This window comes from Salinibacterium sp. NK8237 (assembly GCF_015864955.1).
Lineage (GTDB): Bacteria > Actinomycetota > Actinomycetes > Actinomycetales > Microbacteriaceae > Rhodoglobus.
On record NZ_JADYWE010000001.1, the window covers coordinates 1,509,623 to 1,526,309 of the forward strand.

At 63.3% G+C, this 16,687-nt stretch carries 20 protein-coding genes and 1 pseudogene; 12 read left to right on the forward strand and 9 right to left on the reverse strand.

Features of this window, described 5'->3' with window-relative positions; genetic code table 11:
- Nucleotides 1–37: 37 nt before the first annotated feature.
- Together I6E56_RS07315 and I6E56_RS07320 are read right to left on the reverse strand one after the other, a co-directional pair.
- Entirely contained in the window at nucleotides 38–868 is an 831-nt protein-coding gene (locus I6E56_RS07315; RefSeq protein ID WP_197137025.1) for a hypothetical protein, read from the reverse strand.
- A complete protein-coding gene (locus I6E56_RS07320) occupies nucleotides 865–1,266 on the reverse strand; it encodes a PadR family transcriptional regulator (RefSeq protein ID WP_307842801.1) in 402 nt (133 codons plus the stop codon). Before I6E56_RS07320 ends, I6E56_RS07315 begins: the two co-directional genes overlap by 4 nt.
- 64 nt (nucleotides 1,267–1,330) lie before the next feature.
- On the opposite strand from I6E56_RS07320, the gene I6E56_RS07325 reads away from it, so the two are divergent.
- Nucleotides 1,331–1,825 (forward strand): GNAT family N-acetyltransferase, encoded by a 495-nt coding sequence (locus tag I6E56_RS07325; protein WP_197137026.1) that lies wholly within the window; start codon nucleotides 1,331–1,333, stop codon nucleotides 1,823–1,825.
- Nucleotides 1,826–1,924: 99 nt separating this feature from the next.
- Here the strand turns inward: I6E56_RS07325 and I6E56_RS07330 are convergent, their stop codons facing one another.
- Nucleotides 1,925–2,398 carry a small multi-drug export protein gene (locus I6E56_RS07330; RefSeq protein WP_197137027.1) on the reverse strand — a complete coding sequence of 158 codons (474 nt, stop codon included), beginning with the start codon at nucleotides 2,396–2,398 and terminating at the stop codon, nucleotides 1,925–1,927.
- A 177-nt stretch (nucleotides 2,399–2,575) separates the two neighbouring features.
- Here I6E56_RS07330 and I6E56_RS07335 point away from each other — a divergent pair, with 177 nt between their 5' ends.
- From I6E56_RS07335 to I6E56_RS07345, 3 genes are all read left to right on the forward strand, one after another.
- Nucleotides 2,576–3,808, forward strand: a complete 1,233-nt coding sequence (locus tag I6E56_RS07335) for a sensor histidine kinase (protein ID WP_197137028.1) — start codon at nucleotides 2,576–2,578, stop codon at nucleotides 3,806–3,808.
- A 92-nt stretch (nucleotides 3,809–3,900) separates the two neighbouring features.
- Nucleotides 3,901–4,494 (forward strand): DNA-binding response regulator, encoded by a 594-nt coding sequence (locus I6E56_RS07340; RefSeq protein WP_197138199.1) that lies wholly within the window; start codon nucleotides 3,901–3,903, stop codon nucleotides 4,492–4,494.
- 238 nt (nucleotides 4,495–4,732) lie between these two features.
- Nucleotides 4,733–5,569: an Abi family protein gene (locus I6E56_RS07345; protein WP_197137029.1), complete on the forward strand. Its 837-nt coding sequence runs from the start codon at nucleotides 4,733–4,735 to the stop codon at nucleotides 5,567–5,569.
- 27 nt (nucleotides 5,570–5,596) lie between these two features.
- On the opposite strand, the gene I6E56_RS07350 is transcribed toward I6E56_RS07345, so the two are convergent.
- The 3 genes and pseudogenes from I6E56_RS07350 to I6E56_RS07360 form a co-directional block, all read right to left on the reverse strand.
- Nucleotides 5,597–5,923, reverse strand: coding sequence for a hypothetical protein (locus I6E56_RS07350; protein WP_197137030.1), 327 nt, complete (start codon nucleotides 5,921–5,923; stop codon nucleotides 5,597–5,599).
- Nucleotides 5,924–5,989: 66 nt separating this feature from the next.
- Nucleotides 5,990–6,571 carry a DUF4166 domain-containing protein gene (locus I6E56_RS07355; RefSeq protein ID WP_197137032.1) on the reverse strand — a complete coding sequence of 194 codons (582 nt, stop codon included), beginning with the start codon at nucleotides 6,569–6,571 and terminating at the stop codon, nucleotides 5,990–5,992.
- A 95-nt stretch (nucleotides 6,572–6,666) separates the two neighbouring features.
- Nucleotides 6,667–7,116, reverse strand: a pseudogene (locus I6E56_RS07360) (MarR family winged helix-turn-helix transcriptional regulator); the annotation flags it as partial.
- A 62-nt stretch (nucleotides 7,117–7,178) separates the two neighbouring features.
- Between I6E56_RS07360 and I6E56_RS07365 the strand changes: the two are divergent.
- Entirely contained in the window at nucleotides 7,179–7,547 is a 369-nt protein-coding gene (locus I6E56_RS07365; RefSeq protein WP_197137036.1) for a VOC family protein, read from the forward strand.
- A gap of 58 nt (nucleotides 7,548–7,605) precedes the next feature.
- Here the strand turns inward: I6E56_RS07365 and I6E56_RS07370 are convergent, their stop codons facing one another.
- Complete coding sequence (locus I6E56_RS07370) at nucleotides 7,606–9,258, reverse strand: molybdopterin-dependent oxidoreductase (RefSeq protein ID WP_197137038.1); 1,653 nt, start codon at nucleotides 9,256–9,258, stop codon at nucleotides 7,606–7,608.
- Between the two features lie 388 nt (nucleotides 9,259–9,646).
- Between I6E56_RS07370 and I6E56_RS07375 the strand changes: the two genes are divergently transcribed.
- The 4 genes from I6E56_RS07375 (at nucleotide 9,647) to I6E56_RS07390 (ending at nucleotide 11,980) form a co-directional block, all read left to right on the forward strand.
- Nucleotides 9,647–10,576, forward strand: a complete 930-nt coding sequence (locus I6E56_RS07375; protein WP_197137040.1) for a hypothetical protein — start codon at nucleotides 9,647–9,649, stop codon at nucleotides 10,574–10,576.
- A complete protein-coding gene (locus I6E56_RS07380) occupies nucleotides 10,573–10,938 on the forward strand; it encodes a GntR family transcriptional regulator (RefSeq protein WP_197137043.1) in 366 nt (121 codons plus the stop codon). Before I6E56_RS07375 ends, I6E56_RS07380 begins: the two co-directional genes overlap by 4 nt.
- A 46-nt stretch (nucleotides 10,939–10,984) precedes the next feature.
- Nucleotides 10,985–11,401, forward strand: coding sequence for a hypothetical protein (locus I6E56_RS07385; RefSeq protein ID WP_197137045.1), 417 nt, complete (start codon nucleotides 10,985–10,987; stop codon nucleotides 11,399–11,401).
- Between the two features lie 96 nt (nucleotides 11,402–11,497).
- Complete coding sequence (locus I6E56_RS07390) at nucleotides 11,498–11,980, forward strand: N-acetyltransferase (RefSeq protein WP_197137047.1); 483 nt, start codon at nucleotides 11,498–11,500, stop codon at nucleotides 11,978–11,980.
- 41 nt (nucleotides 11,981–12,021) lie between these two features.
- Here the strand turns inward: I6E56_RS07390 and I6E56_RS07395 are convergent, their stop codons facing one another.
- Nucleotides 12,022–13,026 (reverse strand): hypothetical protein, encoded by a 1,005-nt coding sequence (locus tag I6E56_RS07395; RefSeq protein WP_197137048.1) that lies wholly within the window; start codon nucleotides 13,024–13,026, stop codon nucleotides 12,022–12,024.
- Between the two features lie 155 nt (nucleotides 13,027–13,181).
- On the opposite strand from I6E56_RS07395, the gene I6E56_RS07400 reads away from it, so the two are divergent.
- The 3 genes from I6E56_RS07400 (at nucleotide 13,182) to I6E56_RS07410 (ending at nucleotide 15,683) form a co-directional block, all read left to right on the forward strand.
- Nucleotides 13,182–14,258, forward strand: coding sequence for an alkene reductase (locus tag I6E56_RS07400; protein ID WP_197137051.1), 1,077 nt, complete (start codon nucleotides 13,182–13,184; stop codon nucleotides 14,256–14,258).
- Nucleotides 14,259–14,394: 136 nt separating this feature from the next.
- Nucleotides 14,395–15,321, forward strand: coding sequence for a hypothetical protein (locus I6E56_RS07405; protein WP_197137053.1), 927 nt, complete (start codon nucleotides 14,395–14,397; stop codon nucleotides 15,319–15,321).
- A complete protein-coding gene (locus I6E56_RS07410) occupies nucleotides 15,318–15,683 on the forward strand; it encodes a GntR family transcriptional regulator (protein ID WP_231606275.1) in 366 nt (121 codons plus the stop codon). Before I6E56_RS07405 ends, I6E56_RS07410 begins: the two co-directional genes overlap by 4 nt.
- A 9-nt stretch (nucleotides 15,684–15,692) precedes the next feature.
- On the opposite strand, the gene I6E56_RS07415 is transcribed toward I6E56_RS07410, so the two are convergent.
- Entirely contained in the window at nucleotides 15,693–16,676 is a 984-nt protein-coding gene (locus I6E56_RS07415) for an oxidoreductase (protein WP_197137055.1), read from the reverse strand.
- Nucleotides 16,677–16,687 lie beyond the last annotated feature (11 nt).

Genomic DNA, 16,687 nt, shown 5'->3' on the forward strand with positions numbered 1-16,687 from the left:
GTGGCGAAACTGGCCGACGCCGTGATCAAGCCTTGAGCTACGGGGCTGAGACATTGAGGATGCCGGCCTGCGCGCAGGTTTGCGGAAAGTCTTTCTGCAAGCCAGTAGCGTCACCAAAGCTCAACGGTTCGAGCACATTCGATGCCCACCCGCCATCAGGGTCGGAGACGTAGTCGTAGCTGGGCCACTGCGCAAGCATCGATTCCGCGGTGACCTGGCGTTCGGCATCATCCTCGGATGCTGCGGTCAGGTACTCGGCCTCCCACGCACACAGCCAGGTGAAGTGCGCGACAGTCGCGCCCAGTCCAGACTGAACAACTCCGCCATCCGTTTGGCCGGAGTCCAACCCTTCTGGCACGCCGGCGGGATAGGCCGCGCCGTTGGGCAGCGCCTCGGGCATCGCTTCGATCGCGGCGACGTATTCAAAGTAGGCCGTGCCCTCGGTCACCCTGGCTGGTCCTGTCGGGTCTTCATTCACCACGGATGCTGGACCCTCTGATGACTGAGGCGCTTGTGGTGAGATCGCAGGCTGAGGTCCGGGAAACCAGAGGTATATGGCCAGCACGAGGCCGGCGATCACGATCGCCGCTGCGATGAGAACTCGCTGGCGGCGCTTCAGAGATGAGCGCGAGGCCGGGCGACCCTGCCCCGGGATGCCTTCGTCCCCGAGAATTTCAGCGGGCGATCCGAACGCAGCGATGACGGCGGCAGCGTCGGCGTTCGAGACTGCGACCGGGATGGACTCGCGCAAGTGATTGGCGATTTCTTCGCGTAATTCCAGACGGCGGGCCGAAGACAGCGGTGCTGCCAGGTCATCGAACTCAGAGAGGTACGACGTTACTAGTGGGTGCTCGGCGGCGTGGTTCATGGCAGCTCACTTTCGATGGATCCACTGGGAACGGATGCGGAGGGCACGGTCTCGAGGAGCGTTCCGACGGAGCCGGAGAACTGGCGCCAATCTTCACAGAAGAGTTCAAGGTCGCGACGACCGACATCCGTGAGGCTGTAATAGCGTCGCGGTCGCTCGGTGTCACTCACTTCCCAGTGGCTGCTGACTTGACCCGCTTCTTGTAGGCGGCTCAGCAGCGGGTACACGGTGCCCTGGCTCGTGAGCAACTGACCGACGTCATTCAGTTCGCGAACGATTTGTAGCCCGAAGCGCGGCCCGGTCGAGAGTAACGCGAGGATGCACGGCCCAACGACCCCTCGCCGGAGTTGGGTGCTTGCTGCGCTTTCGACCATGCCGTCGACGATACCTTGTGTCACAAGAGCTAAACAAGAGAAACGGTCACATCTTCCCTTCCGCCGAAGCGACTGGCACGATAATCAGATGACCACCATTCTTCGCGACCCAGTGCCTGCCGACGCCGACGCTCTCGCTCAATTGCATGTCGCGAGCTGGCGGGAGACCTATTCCCACCTCCTCCCCGATGGCTTCTTCACGGCCGAGTATCTGGCCGGACGCCAGAAGATGTGGAATCACATCCTTAACTATCCGCGAGCGGAGCGGTGCATCCAAGTGGCTGACCTCGACGGCACAATCGTTGGATTTGCTTCGGTTGGGCGGGAGGCCTCCGTCAAAGAAACTACCGTGCCTGCGCAAGCCCAACTCGAAGCGATTTATGTTGTGGCGGCGCACCATGGCACCGGCATCGGTCAGGCATTGCTCGACGCGACCCTAGGCGACTCGCCTGCTGCGCTGTGGGTCGCCAAAGACAATCCCCGGGCTGTGGCCTTCTACCGCCGCAATGGCTTCGAGTTCGACGGTACCGAAGACATCGACCCTGCGACTCCCCAACTCGTTGACGCGCGGATGGTGCGCTGACAGCCCCTGCGGCGAGTGACCTGCGGCCGTTGCCGAAGCCGCGTGCTGACGTAACGCGCAGCTTCGGCTGGGGATGCCTGGCCACCCCGGGCATCCGCATCAACGCAGGGCGGTGGTCCCGAACGTGGCGAGCACACCGAACAGAACGCCCCAGATGATGATCGAGATGAGCTGCCACACGATGACGGCGTTGCGCGAAGCGCCGAATGACACCATCGCAGCCGAGGTGACTTGGCTTGGCAGGAGGGTTTGGCCGAGCAGGCTGACTCCGGCGACTCCGTAGCGATCGAAACGTTCGCGCAGCTTTTGGCGACGGGGCGTTTCGGGCTTGGGCTCGCGGCCCGCTGCCACCTTGGAACGAACTCCATGGGCTGCGAAAACGAAGATCAGCATCGAAATCACGTTGCCCACGATTGCAGCGACGATTGCGACCACCGGGTTGACGCCGGCGACGATCCCGATCACCGATCCGCCGTACGACTCCACATACGGAATCGCCGCGATCAACATCACACCCACCCACTGCAGCAGTTCGGGGAGTCCTGAAGTGAAGGAAGTGAAAGCGTCGTACATGGTGTGCCTTTCGGGAGAGGGTGACGAGAATCGTCCGGCATGTCACTGGCTGGGGTGCCAGCGATGAATCAATCCTCGCCGCGGATGATCGCACCGGACAGTGCCGCCGCGTCACGGCATCCGGTGAACTTTCGCACCCGCGACCGTGACAAATGTCACTGCTCTACGCTGGAGGCCATGCTCGAATCCACTACGCCCGCGACGCCCCGCGACGGCGAACAGGCTCGCGGCGTTCGCGGAGTGCGCGCCACCTGGAATTACACGCTCGGCTCCATCGTGTTCTTCTACATCGTGCTGAACGCGGTTGTGATTCTGAATATGCTCGCCGTTTTCGCCGCATCAGGCTCGCCACTTGATGGCCTTCTCATCGCGCTGACGGCGATTGCGGCTGCAGCCCAAGTGCGCGGATGCTGGTTCCTTCGCACGGAGCGAGGGCAGGGCATCCCGAACGTCGCCTGGCTCATCGCGCTTCTCGCCCCCGCCATTGCGGTCTGGGTGATCGGACTTTTCAGGCCCGAGGTGGGATTTCTTGCCGCTGTTCCGGTGTGGATGGCCGCGTGCGTTCTCGCTCCTCTCCTTCCGCGGCGCCAGCTCTGGACGCTGCTGGCCGTCGGGCTCGCAGTGTCGATCGCCCATCCGGTGCTCGCAACCGCGATCTTCGGCAACCAGGTCAGCCCGGCTGCGATTGGGGACGCCTGGTTGGTGTTGTTCTACGGCATCCTGCTGCCGCTTATGGTGCTTTCTGGTCTGTGGTGGTGGGACATTGTCGTCACCCTCGACCGTCTGCGTTCGAGCGCTGCCGAGCTCGCGGTGACTGAAGAACGACTGCGCTTCGCCTCTGACCTGCACGACATTCAGGGGCACCACTTGCAAGTGATCGCCCTCAAGTCTGAGCTGGCCGAGCGGATGCTGTCCATCGACCCCGAAGCCGCCCGCGAACATATTCACGAAACTCGGATGATCGCCAAGCAAGCTCTCGAAGAGACCCGGTCACTCGTGGCCGGGTATCGCGAAGTTGAGCTGGACAACGAACTCGAGAACGCGCGCGAAGTGCTCGCGGCGGCGGGCGCGCACTGCGATCTGGTGATTGGCCGAATGCCAGACGACGCCGACGTGCGGCGCGCCCTGGGCCTCGCCGTGCGCGAAGCGACCACGAACATCTTGCGGCACAGCGAGGCCAGCCACGTGTCGATTCGGCTAGCCAGCAGCGACACCGAAAGCACTCTCGTGATCAGCAATAACGAACTGCGAAGCTCGGCCTCGGCGGGAGAGACTCCCGGCAGCGGGCTTGTCGGGCTCCACAGCCGAGTCACTGCCCTTGGGGGTGAGCTCGCCACTGAGGCCGATGCCAGCGGAGATCGCTTCGAGTTGAGCGTGCGGATTCCGACGCGCTCGCGGGTGACAGCGTGAGCGGGACTGGCGTGAGTGGGGCGAGCACGGCCGCGGTCGGCGTAACGGGTACGAGCGCGAGCGGCGCCGTCGAAGCGCCCCGCGTCATCCGCCTGCTCATTGCTGACGATGAGCATCTCATTCGCGGTGCGCTGAGTGCACTGCTCAACTTAGAAGCCGATATCGAGGTCGTCGCGAGCGTCGACAACGGTGTCGCTGCGGCGGAGCAAGCACTCGCGCTTCAGCCGGATGTCTGCCTCCTCGACCTCGAAATGCCGCAGGCCGATGGCATCGAGGCGGCCACGCGCATCCTCTCGACCGTCGCGACGAAGGTCGTCATTGTGACTCGCCACGCTCGACCGGGCGTGCTGCGCCGCGCTCTTGCCGCTCGCGTTTCGGGCTTCGTGCCCAAGTCGACGCCCGCCGAAGACTTGGCCGCTGTGATTCGGGATGTCGTGGCCGGCAAGCGCTACATCGATGCCGAAATCGCGGCGACGGCTCTCACCGCCGACCGCTGCCCTCTCACTGATCGCGAGCTCGACGCGCTGCGGTTCAGCCGCTCCACGATGAGCGTGCAGGAAATCGCTGACGCTCTACACCTCGCGCCCGGAACCGTGCGCAACTACCTGTCCTCCGCGATGACGAAGCTCGACGCTCGCTCGCGGCACGACGCCGCCGACAAGGCTTGGCAGCAGGGGTGGATCTAGCGACGGCGTTCAGTCCAGCTTGGCCCCTAGCGCGGAAACCCAATTCAGGGCGCAGCTCAACCATGTGGAAAACTCTGCTGCGCTCGTTGGCATCTGCTAAATTGGTAGCAACACGACCGGTTCCGCCCCTCTGGGGGTCCAGGGCCGGTCTTTACTTTGCCCAGACAGGTCTTAGCCCTTGGAACCAAAGCCGCACAAGACGTACGCCGAGCAGTTAGCGGTGCTGAAACGTCGCGGCATGTCGGTTGACGATGATGCTGCCGCTCTGGCGCTCCTCCAAAGGGCTGGCTACTACACGCTTAGCGGGTATTCGCATACGTTCAGGCTCAAGACCACACAGGGCGATCGGACTGAACGCTTCCGCGAAGGCACCGCTTTCGAGAGCATCCATGCTCTTTGGTCATTCGATAATCGCCTTCGAGCCGCTACTTTCGCCTCAGTACAGACAGTTGAAACCCATCTGAGAGCCCTCATCGGATACTCGTTGGGAGCGGTGGACCCGCTCATCCACGTGAAGCCCGAGCTGCTATCGATCTCGAAGATGCATGACTACCGGTTGTGGTCCGCAAAGCTGGCAAGAAAAGTAAAAGACTCACGCGAAGACTTTGTGATCCACCATCGCGACAATCGCGAGAATGTGATTCCCGTGTGGGTTGCCGTTGATGTTCTCGACTGGGGCGGACTTTCGTACCTCTACAGTTTTATGCCCATTCGCGAACGCGAAGCCGTGGCCGGGCACTTCGAGCTCAGCGCGGCTCAGCTCCTTTCATGGCTTCGCGCCCTCAACACCGTAAGAAACGTTTGCGCTCACCACTCGCGTTTTTTCAATCGCCACTACGCCGTATCGCCGAAGCTCACGAGACCTGGTGAAAACCTTGCTCTCGACGAGATCGCCGTCTCGAAGCAGAGCACCTTTGGGATGTTGTCCCTTATTCGGCACCTTGGCTCACAAACTCAGGGGCACAATCAGAGATTGCTTCCCGCTGCCGTGTCCTCATTCCCGCCCGACACCGGACTTAACTTTGGTGCTCTCGGTACGACCGAAGACTGGCAAACCTTCCACCTCTGGAAATAAGCTACGCCGGGCACAACGGGGCTTCAGCTACGCGCTTTCGGGCCGAGCGAAAGTGAGCGCCCACGACTGGGTGCCTTGTTCGGTGACGACCCAGCCATCCGCTTCGATGTCGTGGCGGATCTTCGCAAGGTGCTCGGCCATGCGCGGCGCGTACGCTTCATCCGGATTCATCGGATCGAACATGTGATTCGACGAGAAGGTTCCGCTTTCGTAGCGAGTGTCGCCATCTACCTTGCCAACAAAGCGCAGCGTTCGGTTGAACACTCCTGTTGTGTACGAGGTAAGCAATCTCGCCAGTTTTGAGATTTCGACGTCTTCGACTTCGATGCGGAGCAACTCGCGTTGTGCGTTCATGCGTCCCATAGTGCGCCTGAGATGCGCGTTTGTAAACGGGCCCGGCGAGGGAACCCAGCGGCAGGGCTACTCGTAGCCGTAGGTGAAGTGCCCGGCGTAGCGGAACCAGTCCCCCAGCAGCGGAGTGTGGAGCCGGACATCCACGTGCTGGCGTCCGTCGGCCCACGATTCGTCGACCGTGACCGTGGCGAGTGCGGGGATGCGGAGGCGGAGACCAGCCAGACGCAGCCATTGGCGATCGGAGCGCAACCGCATGCGTCCATCCGTGACCGCGAGTTCCAAGCGCACTTCGAAGCCGCCGCGCCGCCCCAAGAAATCGTGCAGGTGACCGTCGACAACGCGCATCTCATCCTGCAAGGCGCGGTCGCGACCGGGGAAGTGGAAGGTGCGCACGGCGCCGAGGTCGCCATCCGCGGTGGGGGTATTGATGACGTCGAAGGGTACGTTGCGCGCGTACTCCGGGAACAGGATGCGCTGCCACGCCATAAACGCCAGCACCGGTTTCAGGATGCGCAGCGGCGACCCCGCTACGTCGAACACTCCGCTGCCGACGCCAACGCACTGACCGCCATCGAAGTAGGGGCGGAGCTCAGGAGACAGCAGATCGAGCGAGGCGCCGAGCACTCGCCGGTAGACCGACTCGGTCACGATTGCACCTGCTCTTGCGCCTGCTGACGTGTGGATGCCGGATGCGCGGTCGCCGGCAGGCTGGGCTCCTCACCACCGGCGGCGCCGGCAACCCCAGCACTCGGCTCACGCAGCGACGTCACGCACCGCGACAGCAGATCGCCGAGCATCGCTTGTTCGTCCATGCTCAGGGTGGACTTCATCCGGTCCTCGACGTCTTTGACCGCAGCGCTGGCGGAGGCCAACTGGCGCCGCCCGCTCGCAGTGAGTTCGGCGGGGAGCACGCGGCCAGCGACGGGCTGCTCGGGCCGCGTAATGAGACCATCACGCTCGAGGGATTGCAGCAAGACGTTCATCGCTTGGCGAGTAACGAAGGCTCCGCGGGCAAGCTCAGAGTTCGAGAGGCCGGGTCGTTGGGCCAACAGTTCGAGGCACGAGTAGTGCGTGATGCTCATCCCGAGCGGACGCAGCACGGCTTCCATCGACGACCGGAGTGCGCTGGAGGCTTCCTTCAGAAGGTAGCCCAGCGAGGTTTCGAGATCGATTCCGGCCGGCCGTTGCGTCATGTCAATATTCTGACATAGAGTGTGGGATGTCAACTAATTGACATGACGATTGAGGAGAAATAATGACCAGCGCATCCGGCCCCGGCTTCATCTCACTGCAGGTTCGCGACCTCGACGCCGCGGGCGCTTTCTACGAAAAGTACCTCGGCTTGACCCGCCAGCCAGGCCCACCCCACGCGATCGTTTTCGGCACGACCCCGGCTGCATTCGCGGTGCGCTCCGCAGCTCCCGGCGTTGACCTCGACTCGGTCGCGCAACTCGGACTCGGCGTCGGCATTTGGATGTGCGCTCCCGACACCCAGGGTATCCACGACACCCTCGCTGCCGATGGCATCACCATCACCTCAGCTCCCGTCGATGGTCCCTTCGGCCGCACCTTCACGTTCGCCGACCTTGATGGCTACCAGATCACGCTCCACGACGGCGCGTAGCGCGCGGGCAGGCCTTGATAAGCGCTGATCCGCGCTGGAAAGCCTCGATACTTGTCAGCTACGCGACCTGCACGCCGATGCGGTGCCAGCCCTCGGCGCCGTCGGGCACGACCGGCACGGGGTCACCGGATTGCGTGGTGCCTTCGGCATCCGTCGCCCGCACCTCAATGATGTGGTTGCCGCTCGTGGCTTCCCACTCGTAAACCCACTGCACCCAGGTGTCGACCGAGATGGCGGTGGCGAGTTCTGCGGGTTCCCACGTGCCGCTATCGACGCGCACTTCGACACCGGCAATTCCCGTGTTGGGCGCCCACGCGACGCCAGCAACTGCGACGGTACCTGCCTCGACCGATGCATCTGAGGATGGAACATCGATGCGTGACTGCACCTTCACGGGGCCGATGGCCGACCATCCGCGGTCGGTCCAATACGCCGTGGCGTCGGCGAAGCGGGTGACTTCCATTTCAACAACCCACTTGGTTGCCGAGACGTAGCCGTAGAGCCCGGGCACCACCATGCGCACCGGGAACCCGTGTTCGCGCGGAAGCGGTTCGCCGTTCATCCCGACGGCAAGGATGCTCTCGCGAGACTCTTCCTGTAGCGCCTCGATCGGGGTGCTCGCGGTAAAGCCGTCGATGCTGCGCGACAGCACCATGTCAGCCCCGGCGAGCGGCTTCGCCTGGGCGAGCAGTTCACGGATGGGGTAGCCGAGCCACATGGCGTTGTCGACGAGGTCGCCGCCCACCACATTCGACACGCACGACAGCGTTGCGGCAGTCTCCACCAAGGGCAGTGCGAGCAGTTCGGCGAACGTGATTTCGATCTCGTTCTCGACCATTCCCGTGATCTTGAGGCTCCACTCATCCGCATCGATGTTGGGCACAACGAGCGCTGTGTCGATGCGATAGAAGTCAGCGTTGGGGGTGATGATCGGCGAGATGCCGGCAACCTCGAGGCTCGCGCCGGCGGGGATTGCGGGAGCGGGGAACGCCGCGGCGGGCAGCGTGAGAGCCGTGCGCACGGCATCCACGACACTGGCACTGGCGTTGACGACGCGCGCGCCAGCACCGACGAGAACGGCACCGATGGATGTCACTCCCACGATGCGCAGAAAGTCGCGGCGCGACGCGGCCGGCACACGAGCGGGAGTAGCGGATGACCGTTGAGCGCTGGCGGCGCGCGCCGCCTCCGCAGAACCAGCGCGCGTCGTGGCGGGCGCGACCGGGGTAGAACTCACCCAGCGTCGCAACCGAATCATGGTGAGGCGCAAGACCAGCACACCGGCGACAACGCCGAGAACGGTGGGCATCGGCCAGCTTGCGGTCGCTTGGGCGCGGGTCGTGACGGCGATCGTCGCAATCACTCCGACGAAGACAAGCAGGATGACGCCCCAGCTAGGCCGCGCGTACTCGGCGAGGCCAATTGCCACAGCGAGAATCAAGACGAGTAGCCCGACACACAGCAGCAACACGATCTTGTCATTGGTGCCGAAGAGCGCGATCGTGAGGTCTTTCAACCATGACGGCGCGAGGTCGATGACGAGGGAGCCGACCGCAAGCACGGGGCTGCTGGCGGGCGAGATGAACACGGCGAAGAACTCGGCGACGGCGAGCACAACGGCGGCACTCAGCACGCCAAGAAGTGCCGACCAGGTGCGGATGCGCTTCACGCTCAGGTCGGCGGGTGGGGCAGTCTTCGTCGCGGAGGTCACAGGCGAATCGCTTCTTCCTAAGTAAGACGAGAGACCGTGGGTCTAGACGCCGGGCTGGACTTCGAACATCCTCTTCCAGAACCGCCGAAGCGGGAGGCATAACCCACCTTAGACGCGGCTGCTGCATGCACGGCGGTCGGGCTTCAAATGAGTCAAACACGTAAGAATTGCGAGGTTCACTTTGCGTCGCTAGGGCGTCAAACGAAACTGACATCATGGAATCATTGAATCTGGCGGAACAGTTCCGCGCCGCCAACCCCGCAACCGGGTTGCTCGCGCTGCTCGACTGCCGAGAGCCCGACGCACCGGCGCCCCTAGCTCAATGTACCCATTGCCTGCTACATTCAATGTACTTATACGCTAGTACATTTAAGGCCTGAGGAGCGCAATGTCCACTCTCACCTTCATACTCTGGTTTGGATTGCGCACCGCGATCATCGGCCTTGCAATCGCGGTGGTCTGGTGGATTGTTTGGGGCCGCAAAGACCGGTTGCCGAGGGGTGCCGTCGCCACCGCCACACTCATCGCCGCGGGATTGGCGTTGATGCCAATGATGTACTTACTGGCGGCAAGTGTGGGATTTTTCGGCCCGCGGCCCCTGTTGGTCGAACAGTTTTGGTACTGGGTTTTCGAGAGACGCATTTCATGGTCACTCGTATTAGGTCTCGTTGCGATCGCAGTCCTGATATTGCCCATCCACGCTCGCGTCGCACGCGGGCAAGCAACCCTCACCCATCGCACGCCCTTCAGCTTTGGACACCGGTGGTGGTTCGGTGGCACCGCCAGCATCATCGGCGCAATAGTCACGGTTACTGTTCTCGCCGGTCTCGCTTCCGAACCTGACCCTGAGGGCCTCTGGCGCAACTTCACCGTTGAGGGCGCAAACGGATCGACCTTCGGAACCACCATTTATGGCTGGTACTACTCATTGCCCGCCTTGGCGCTGCTCGCAGCACTCATCGTTGTGACGCTGACCGCCCTGTGGCTCATCGCCCGGCCGCCCATCAGCGCCGACCACTCCAGCGATGTGTGGATGCGGCAACACAGAACCCGCAACGTTCTCGCCCTCGCATCCGGCGCACTCTTGCTCCACTTGGGCATGATCTTCAACTCTCTTGCGTCCACCGCCACATTGCGCGGCGGGGAAACCGTGGGTAGCACCGGCTGGGCTTCCTGGGGAACTCCGTTCGAGGCGATGCAACCGGCGCTAACGTTCTTGGGCCTCGTCGCCATGTCGCTGGGGTTCACCCTGTGGTTCGGCATTCTTCTCGCCGCAATCCCGCCGCGGCACGCTAGCGCTCCGTCAGTTCAATCATGAGGATCTCGCTGGCGGGATCAGCCCCCGCCGCTGATCAAATCCGGGATCAGATCCGGGGGCTGATCGCAGCAGGGAGCCTCGCCGCTGGCGAACGCATCCCCTCCGTGCGGCAACTCGCGAAGGATTTGGGCGTCTCCCCCGGCACCGTCGCCAGAGCCTACAAAGTGCTGGAATCCGAGGGGCACCTGCGCACGCACACCGGGGGCGGCACGCGCGTCAGCACTACGGCATCCGCAACGCCGAAACCCGTTGCAGAAGCTGCTCGCGCTCTCGCCGACACAAGCATCCGCTCGGGGATTGACCTCGAAGAGGCTACCCGCGTGCTGCGCGCAATTTGGGCATCCCGCCACAATGGCAATTAGGCGATAACCGAGCGACAAGCCCATCAAGTTGAGCTACATTCGATTTATGAATGTCGCGCAGCGTTCTCGTCTATTGGCAGCGATTGCGGCGTTGAGCATGGCGCCGCTCGCGCTTTCTGCGTGCAGCCCCGCTGCACCGGATGGCCCTCCGAACGCCGTTGCGCCATCCAGCACGCCAACAGACGAATTCGCCTGGCAGCAGGAGCAACTGCAGGAGATGGCGGACGAGCTGTGGAATGCGGTCGAACGACAGTTTCCGGATGCTGTGAGGCCCGGAACAGAGCTCGTAGAGTGGAGCACTGCTCCGGCGCTCGGCGGCTCTGAACAGCTGCGTGACTGCCTTAACGAGACCTCAGCTGCGGAGTTCTCCGCCGAGGAGCGCGAGGTGGCGCACTACGTGTGCTTCGTGCAGTATCCCGTGAAGCCGGAGTACTCGACGGACGACGCCGACACTAAGCCGTGACCGGCCACACGGGCTCTCGCGGCCATTCGCCTCCTTCATCCCGCCTAGACCCATGCAACCGTCGTGTATTCGGTTCGCTGCTGCGAGAATCAGCCCATGACAACAGTGAACGTCCGCCCCATGACCGCGAGCGAGTTTGACGCGTGGCAGCACGCAACAACCGCAGAGTTCGCTGCCGAGCAAGTCGTGATCGGGCGCTGGCCGCTCGAAGGTTCGGTCGAGCGGGCTGTCGCCGACAATGCCTCTCGGTTGCCGCAGGGCATCCACACTCCGCGCATGCTGTTCCTGCAGGGAACGGATGCCGACGGCGCAACGGTCGGGCATGCGTGGGTCAGTCTCGACCACCCGCAAGGGTCACCCGACTTGGCGTATCTGTTCGACATCCAAGTGGTGGAAGAGCGCCGAGGTGAGGGCCTTGGTCGCGCCCTTCTGGCTGCGGTCGAAGCTGCTGTCGTGGATGCTGGGGTTCCCGCTCTCGAGCTAAACGTGTTCTGGCACAACACGCCCGCAGTCTCGCTGTACGACTCTTCGGGCTACTCCGTCACCACGCAGCAGATGCGCAAGACCCTTCGGTCGTAGCAGGCGAACCCATTCGCCCTGGTCGCTTTTACAGCGACCGCCTAGCGCAAAGCAGCCGAGCGGCCACGAAGGTAGCGCAACACCAAGCCAACAAGCACCGCCACTCCGGCCGCGACCATAAGCGGCGGCACCACAAGGTCTGGCATCGTCGCTGCTAGCCGAAACACGCCGAACCCCGCGCTGGCCATTTCTTGAAGATCAGACGCATACACCCTGCTTCCAGCGGCGTGACTGATCGCCGTCGTTAGGGCCGGCACGAGCCACAGCAGCATGAAGCTCACGAGCACCGCAATCACACGCCCCACCGAGCGGATGCCGCACCATCCGGCCGCAATCCCGACCAGTATGGCCGGAACCCACCGCAGCACGCTCGCCGCCCAGCGCCGAAAGTCTTCTACTTCCCCGTACTGCTGATTGGTCAGCGGATGCACGAGCTCGCCCAACCACGGCGCCAACGCCACCGCCGCCATCGCGTAGCCGATCAACGCGCCAGCGCGCGGAGCCCGAGCGATCAGCCAGAACACGGCAATCCCCACCAACATCGCGAGCGCCGCAACCCCGGTAACCGCCGCGAGGTAGAACGTCGCCGCACTGCGATCTTGCAGCCCACCCTGCACAACAACGTAGGTTTGCACGATCGCGCCAAGCTGCACCACGATGAGCGAGAGGAACATCACCAGAACACCGCGCCGCGGCATCCGGGATCGCAACACGCGCGCAAGAAGCCCGGCGACCGCAGCCCCAACCACCATCAGCCCAATCTCGGTGGTCAACGCATATTGGCTAAACGGCAGCAGCACAAGCGGCATTTCGTCGGGCGCAGTCTCGGCCACCCACAAGTTTTGCAACGGCAAACGCAAGCCCTGAAGCAGCCACGGCAGCAGCCCAACCACCGCAGCGCCCACACCGAGGAGGGCGCTCATCCACACAGTCAATCGACGACCAGCGGATGCCTCACCCGCCGTCGCTGCAGAGCGATCCGCCTCCGCATCCCTCGTCATTGTTTCTGGCTGCTCGGCCGGGATTTCGCTCGCATTGTCGTCCACAACGGTCAGCCTATGAACGTGTGTAGCAAGACGGAAGAGTATCGGTGAGAAATATTCGATACAGCGCTCGGTGGCCAACGCGGCACATTCACAGGGAGGAATAGTGCGTGCCGGTCGATGTTGAAGTTGTTACGACCGACAGAAAGAGATCCGCTGTGAATTTGTTTTCCCCCACGACCTTCGGCGAGCTGAGCCTGACCAACCGCTTGGTAATGGCACCGCTCACTCGCACCCGCTCGGGACAAGCCGGTGTTCCCGGCCCGATGGTTGCCGAACACTATGCGCAGCGCGCCTCGCTCGGCCTGATCGTGTCCGAGGGCACCTACCCGAGCCACGCCGGGCAGGGCTTTCCCGGCCAGCCCGGTCTGGTCGAGCCCGAGCAGCTCGAGGGCTGGAAGCACGTTACCGACGCTGTGCACGCGGCGGGCGGCCAGATCGTCGCGCAAGTGATGCACGCCGGGCGAGTAACCCACGAAGCCACCAACGGCGGACACCCCGTAGTCGGCCCGAGCGCAATCGCGATCAACGGCCAGACCCACACCTACGACGGCAAGCAGCCGTACCCGGTTCCGCATGCGCTCACCGATGACGAGCTCACCGGCGTGATTGACGAGTTCGTGACTGCCTCGCGCAACGCTATCGCGGCGGGCTTCGACGGCGTCGAACTTCACTCCGCCAACGGCTACCTCCTGCACGAGTTTCTCTCCCCCGCCTCCAACCAGCGCGAGGGCCAGTACGGCGGGTCCCCCGAAAACCGCGCTCGCTTCGTGATCGAAGTTGCTACCGCGGTTGCCGACGCGATCGGTGCCGGCCGCGTGGGCTTACGCATCTCGCCGCAACACAACATCCAAGACGCCCTAGAAATAGACAACGCTGATGCCCTCGCGACGTACGGCGCACTAGTCGACGGCCTTGCCCCTCTCGGTCTTGCCTACCTCAGCGTGCTTAACGCCGACCCCACCGGTGCCTTCGTGCAAGAACTTCGCACCCGCTTCGGCGGACCGGTGTTGCTCAACAGTGGCTTCGCTCAGATGACGACTCGGGATGAGGCCCTCAGCCTGGTGCGCGACGGTCACGCCGAGGGTGTTGTCGTGGGTCGTCCAGCCATCGCAAACCCTGACTTGGCCTACCGCTGGCAAGAAGACCTACCCCTGAACAGCCCCGATGCCAGCACCTTCTACGGCGCCGGCCCCGAGGGATACACGGACTACCCGACCTTCGAGCCAAGCTAGCGCTTCGCTGGAGCCGCCGGCGGCGAATGAACGTTTCTGGCGTCCGGATGACACCTGGCCGCGCAAATGTACCAGTTGCGTGCTACATTGAATGTACTTCACCACTAGTACATTCAATGTTTACGGAGCCGCCTCAATGCCCGACCTCGTCATACTCATCTGGTTCAGTTTCCGCTCCATAATCATCGGTCTGGTACTAGCAGTTGTGTGGTACCTGGCACGAGGGCGCGCAGGCCGGCTGCCCACCGGACTGACCGCGGCAGTCACGGTGACTGCGACTTCGCTGGCCTTGGCCTGCCTCCTTTATCTGAATGCGGCCATCGGATTCCCCGTGCTCCGGCCCCCGCTGTCCGAGCACCTTCCGCTGTGGGTATTAGAGATGAGCATCCTCTGGGCTCTCGCGATCGGAATCCTCGCCGTCGCACTCCTCGCCATCCCTATCGGTGCCCACACTCCGCGCGGTCACGCAAGCCTCACCCGGCGAACACCGTTCAGCTTCGGCCCTCGGTGGTGGTTCGCTGGCATCAGCACAATTGTCGGCACGATCGTCACCGTTTCCGTGCTCGCCGGCTTGGCGTCTGAACCAGACGAAGAGGGCCTCTGGCGGAACTACACCGTGGATGCCGGGAGCTCAATCTCCTTCGGAACCCGCATCTACGGGTGGTACTACTCGGTGCCCGCGTTGATACTTCTCGCCGCACTCATCGCGGTCACCATCGTCGCACTCTGGCTCATCGCCCGACCTTCGCTCAGCACCAACCATGACGATGATGTGCGGATGCGTAACCTCAGAACCCGGAATGTCGTCGCCATCGCGAGCGGGGCTCTCCTGATTCACCTCGGCTCAATATTCACGTCACTGTCGAATACAGCGTTGCTGCGGGGCGGGGCCGCTATTGGCGACAGCGGTTGGGGTTCGTGGACCACCCCCTTCGCCGCGATGCAGCCAGCTCTTCTCCATGTTGGTCTGGGGATAGGCGCCCTCGGCTATGCCCTCTGGTTCGGCGTGCTGCTTTCTGCGGTGTTCATGCGTCGCGCGACCACCGGCATCGTTCGATCATGATGATTAGCTTGGCGGGGTCAGCCCCCGCCGCCGAACAAATTCGGGACCAAATTCGCGGCCTCATTGCCGCCGGAACTCTGGCAGCGGGTGAAAGAATCCCCTCAGTTCGACAGCTCGCAAAAGACCTCGGCGTTGCCCCCGGGACGGTCGCTAAAGCCTACAAAGCTCTCGAATCTGAAGGACACCTTCGCACCCACACCGGAGGAGGAACCCGCGTCAGCGCAACGGCGTCGGCCACACCCCTCGCCGTTGTCGAAGCTGCCCGCCTCCTCGCCGACACCAGCATTCGCGGCGGTGTTGACCTCGAAGAAACCACGCGGGTCCTGCGTGCGATCTGGGCGTCGCAGCGCAAAAACGACTAGGGCCGTCCGCTAGCTGCTGAACGGATCCAACCCGGTCGCCTTCACCGCAACAGCCCAGAGCTTCTCGGCCGCAGCAGGGTCAACTGCCCACTGCTTGGCGCCGCCGGTCGTCATGTCGGCGTGGTCATCCGCGACGATTCCCTTGATGGAGCAGTCTTCGCAGTACGCGCCGCCACGCTCAGCGAGCTCGGCGGCCGTTGCAGCCCAGAGGCCGGTCGAAGCACCTTCGGCAGGCGTCTTGAACAGCGGGTTCGGGTTGCCGTCTTCGTCAATCCACTGGCGTGCAAGCAGTTCCTCGCGGGGCATGTTGCGCTGCAGGTCAGTCATGATGCCACCGGGGTGCACCGAGAACGCGTGGATGCCGCGGCCAGCCAGGCGAGCGTCCAGCGCAACAGCGAGCAGGGCATCCGCTGTCTTCGACTGGCCGTAGGCAACCCAGGGCTCGTAGTCGGTGGTGTCGAAGTTGATGTCGTCGAAGTTCACCGGCGAGCGCCAGTGGCCAACCGAGGAGTACGACACGATTCGCGCGCCATCCTGAAGCAAGGGTTCGAGGCCAGCGACGAGTGCGAAGTGTCCGAGCACGTTCGTGCCGAACTGCAGGTCCCAGCCCTGCGGCGTGCGCAATTCAGGCGTTGCCATGACCCCGGCGGCATTGATCATGAGGTCAACGGGGGTGCCTGCGTCGCGCATTCCGGCGGTGAACGCGGCGACAGAGTCGAGGTCGCTAAGGTCCATCGCCTCAATCTGAACACCGGCAACATCGGCGAGCACTTCGGCTGCCTTGTCTGGACGACGGGCGGGAACAATCACGGTCACGCCCGCTTCGGCGAGCGCCTTTACGGTTTCGTAGCCGAGCCCCGAGTAGCCACCGGTGACGACGGCGGTTTTGCCGGCGAGGTCGAAGCCGGCAATCACTTCGGATGCTGTGCTGCGGTAGCCGAACTTCGATTCGAGTGGTTGTTGGCGGGCGGTCATTTCTTCGAGGGAGATCATGGTTAGGACTC

Coding starts and splice junctions, on each gene's coding strand:
- I6E56_RS07405 (WP_197137053.1), top strand. CDS start 14,395: ATGCCCGACCTCGTCATACTCATCTGGTTCAGTTTCCGCTCCATAATC.
- I6E56_RS07375 (WP_197137040.1), top strand. CDS start 9,647: ATGTCCACTCTCACCTTCATACTCTGGTTTGGATTGCGCACCGCGATC.
- I6E56_RS07380 (WP_197137043.1), top strand. CDS start 10,573: ATGAGGATCTCGCTGGCGGGATCAGCCCCCGCCGCTGATCAAATCCGG.
- I6E56_RS07385 (WP_197137045.1), top strand. CDS start 10,985: ATGAATGTCGCGCAGCGTTCTCGTCTATTGGCAGCGATTGCGGCGTTG.
- I6E56_RS07335 (WP_197137028.1), top strand. CDS start 2,576: ATGCTCGAATCCACTACGCCCGCGACGCCCCGCGACGGCGAACAGGCT.
- I6E56_RS07350 (WP_197137030.1), bottom strand. CDS start 5,923: ATGAACGCACAACGCGAGTTGCTCCGCATCGAAGTCGAAGACGTCGAA.
- I6E56_RS07365 (WP_197137036.1), top strand. CDS start 7,179: ATGACCAGCGCATCCGGCCCCGGCTTCATCTCACTGCAGGTTCGCGAC.
- I6E56_RS07345 (WP_197137029.1), top strand. CDS start 4,733: ATGTCGGTTGACGATGATGCTGCCGCTCTGGCGCTCCTCCAAAGGGCT.
- I6E56_RS07410 (WP_231606275.1), top strand. CDS start 15,318: ATGATGATTAGCTTGGCGGGGTCAGCCCCCGCCGCCGAACAAATTCGG.
- I6E56_RS07415 (WP_197137055.1), bottom strand. CDS start 16,676: ATGATCTCCCTCGAAGAAATGACCGCCCGCCAACAACCACTCGAATCG.
- I6E56_RS07390 (WP_197137047.1), top strand. CDS start 11,498: ATGACAACAGTGAACGTCCGCCCCATGACCGCGAGCGAGTTTGACGCG.
- I6E56_RS07325 (WP_197137026.1), top strand. CDS start 1,331: ATGACCACCATTCTTCGCGACCCAGTGCCTGCCGACGCCGACGCTCTC.
- I6E56_RS07315 (WP_197137025.1), bottom strand. CDS start 868: ATGAACCACGCCGCCGAGCACCCACTAGTAACGTCGTACCTCTCTGAG.
- I6E56_RS07330 (WP_197137027.1), bottom strand. CDS start 2,398: ATGTACGACGCTTTCACTTCCTTCACTTCAGGACTCCCCGAACTGCTG.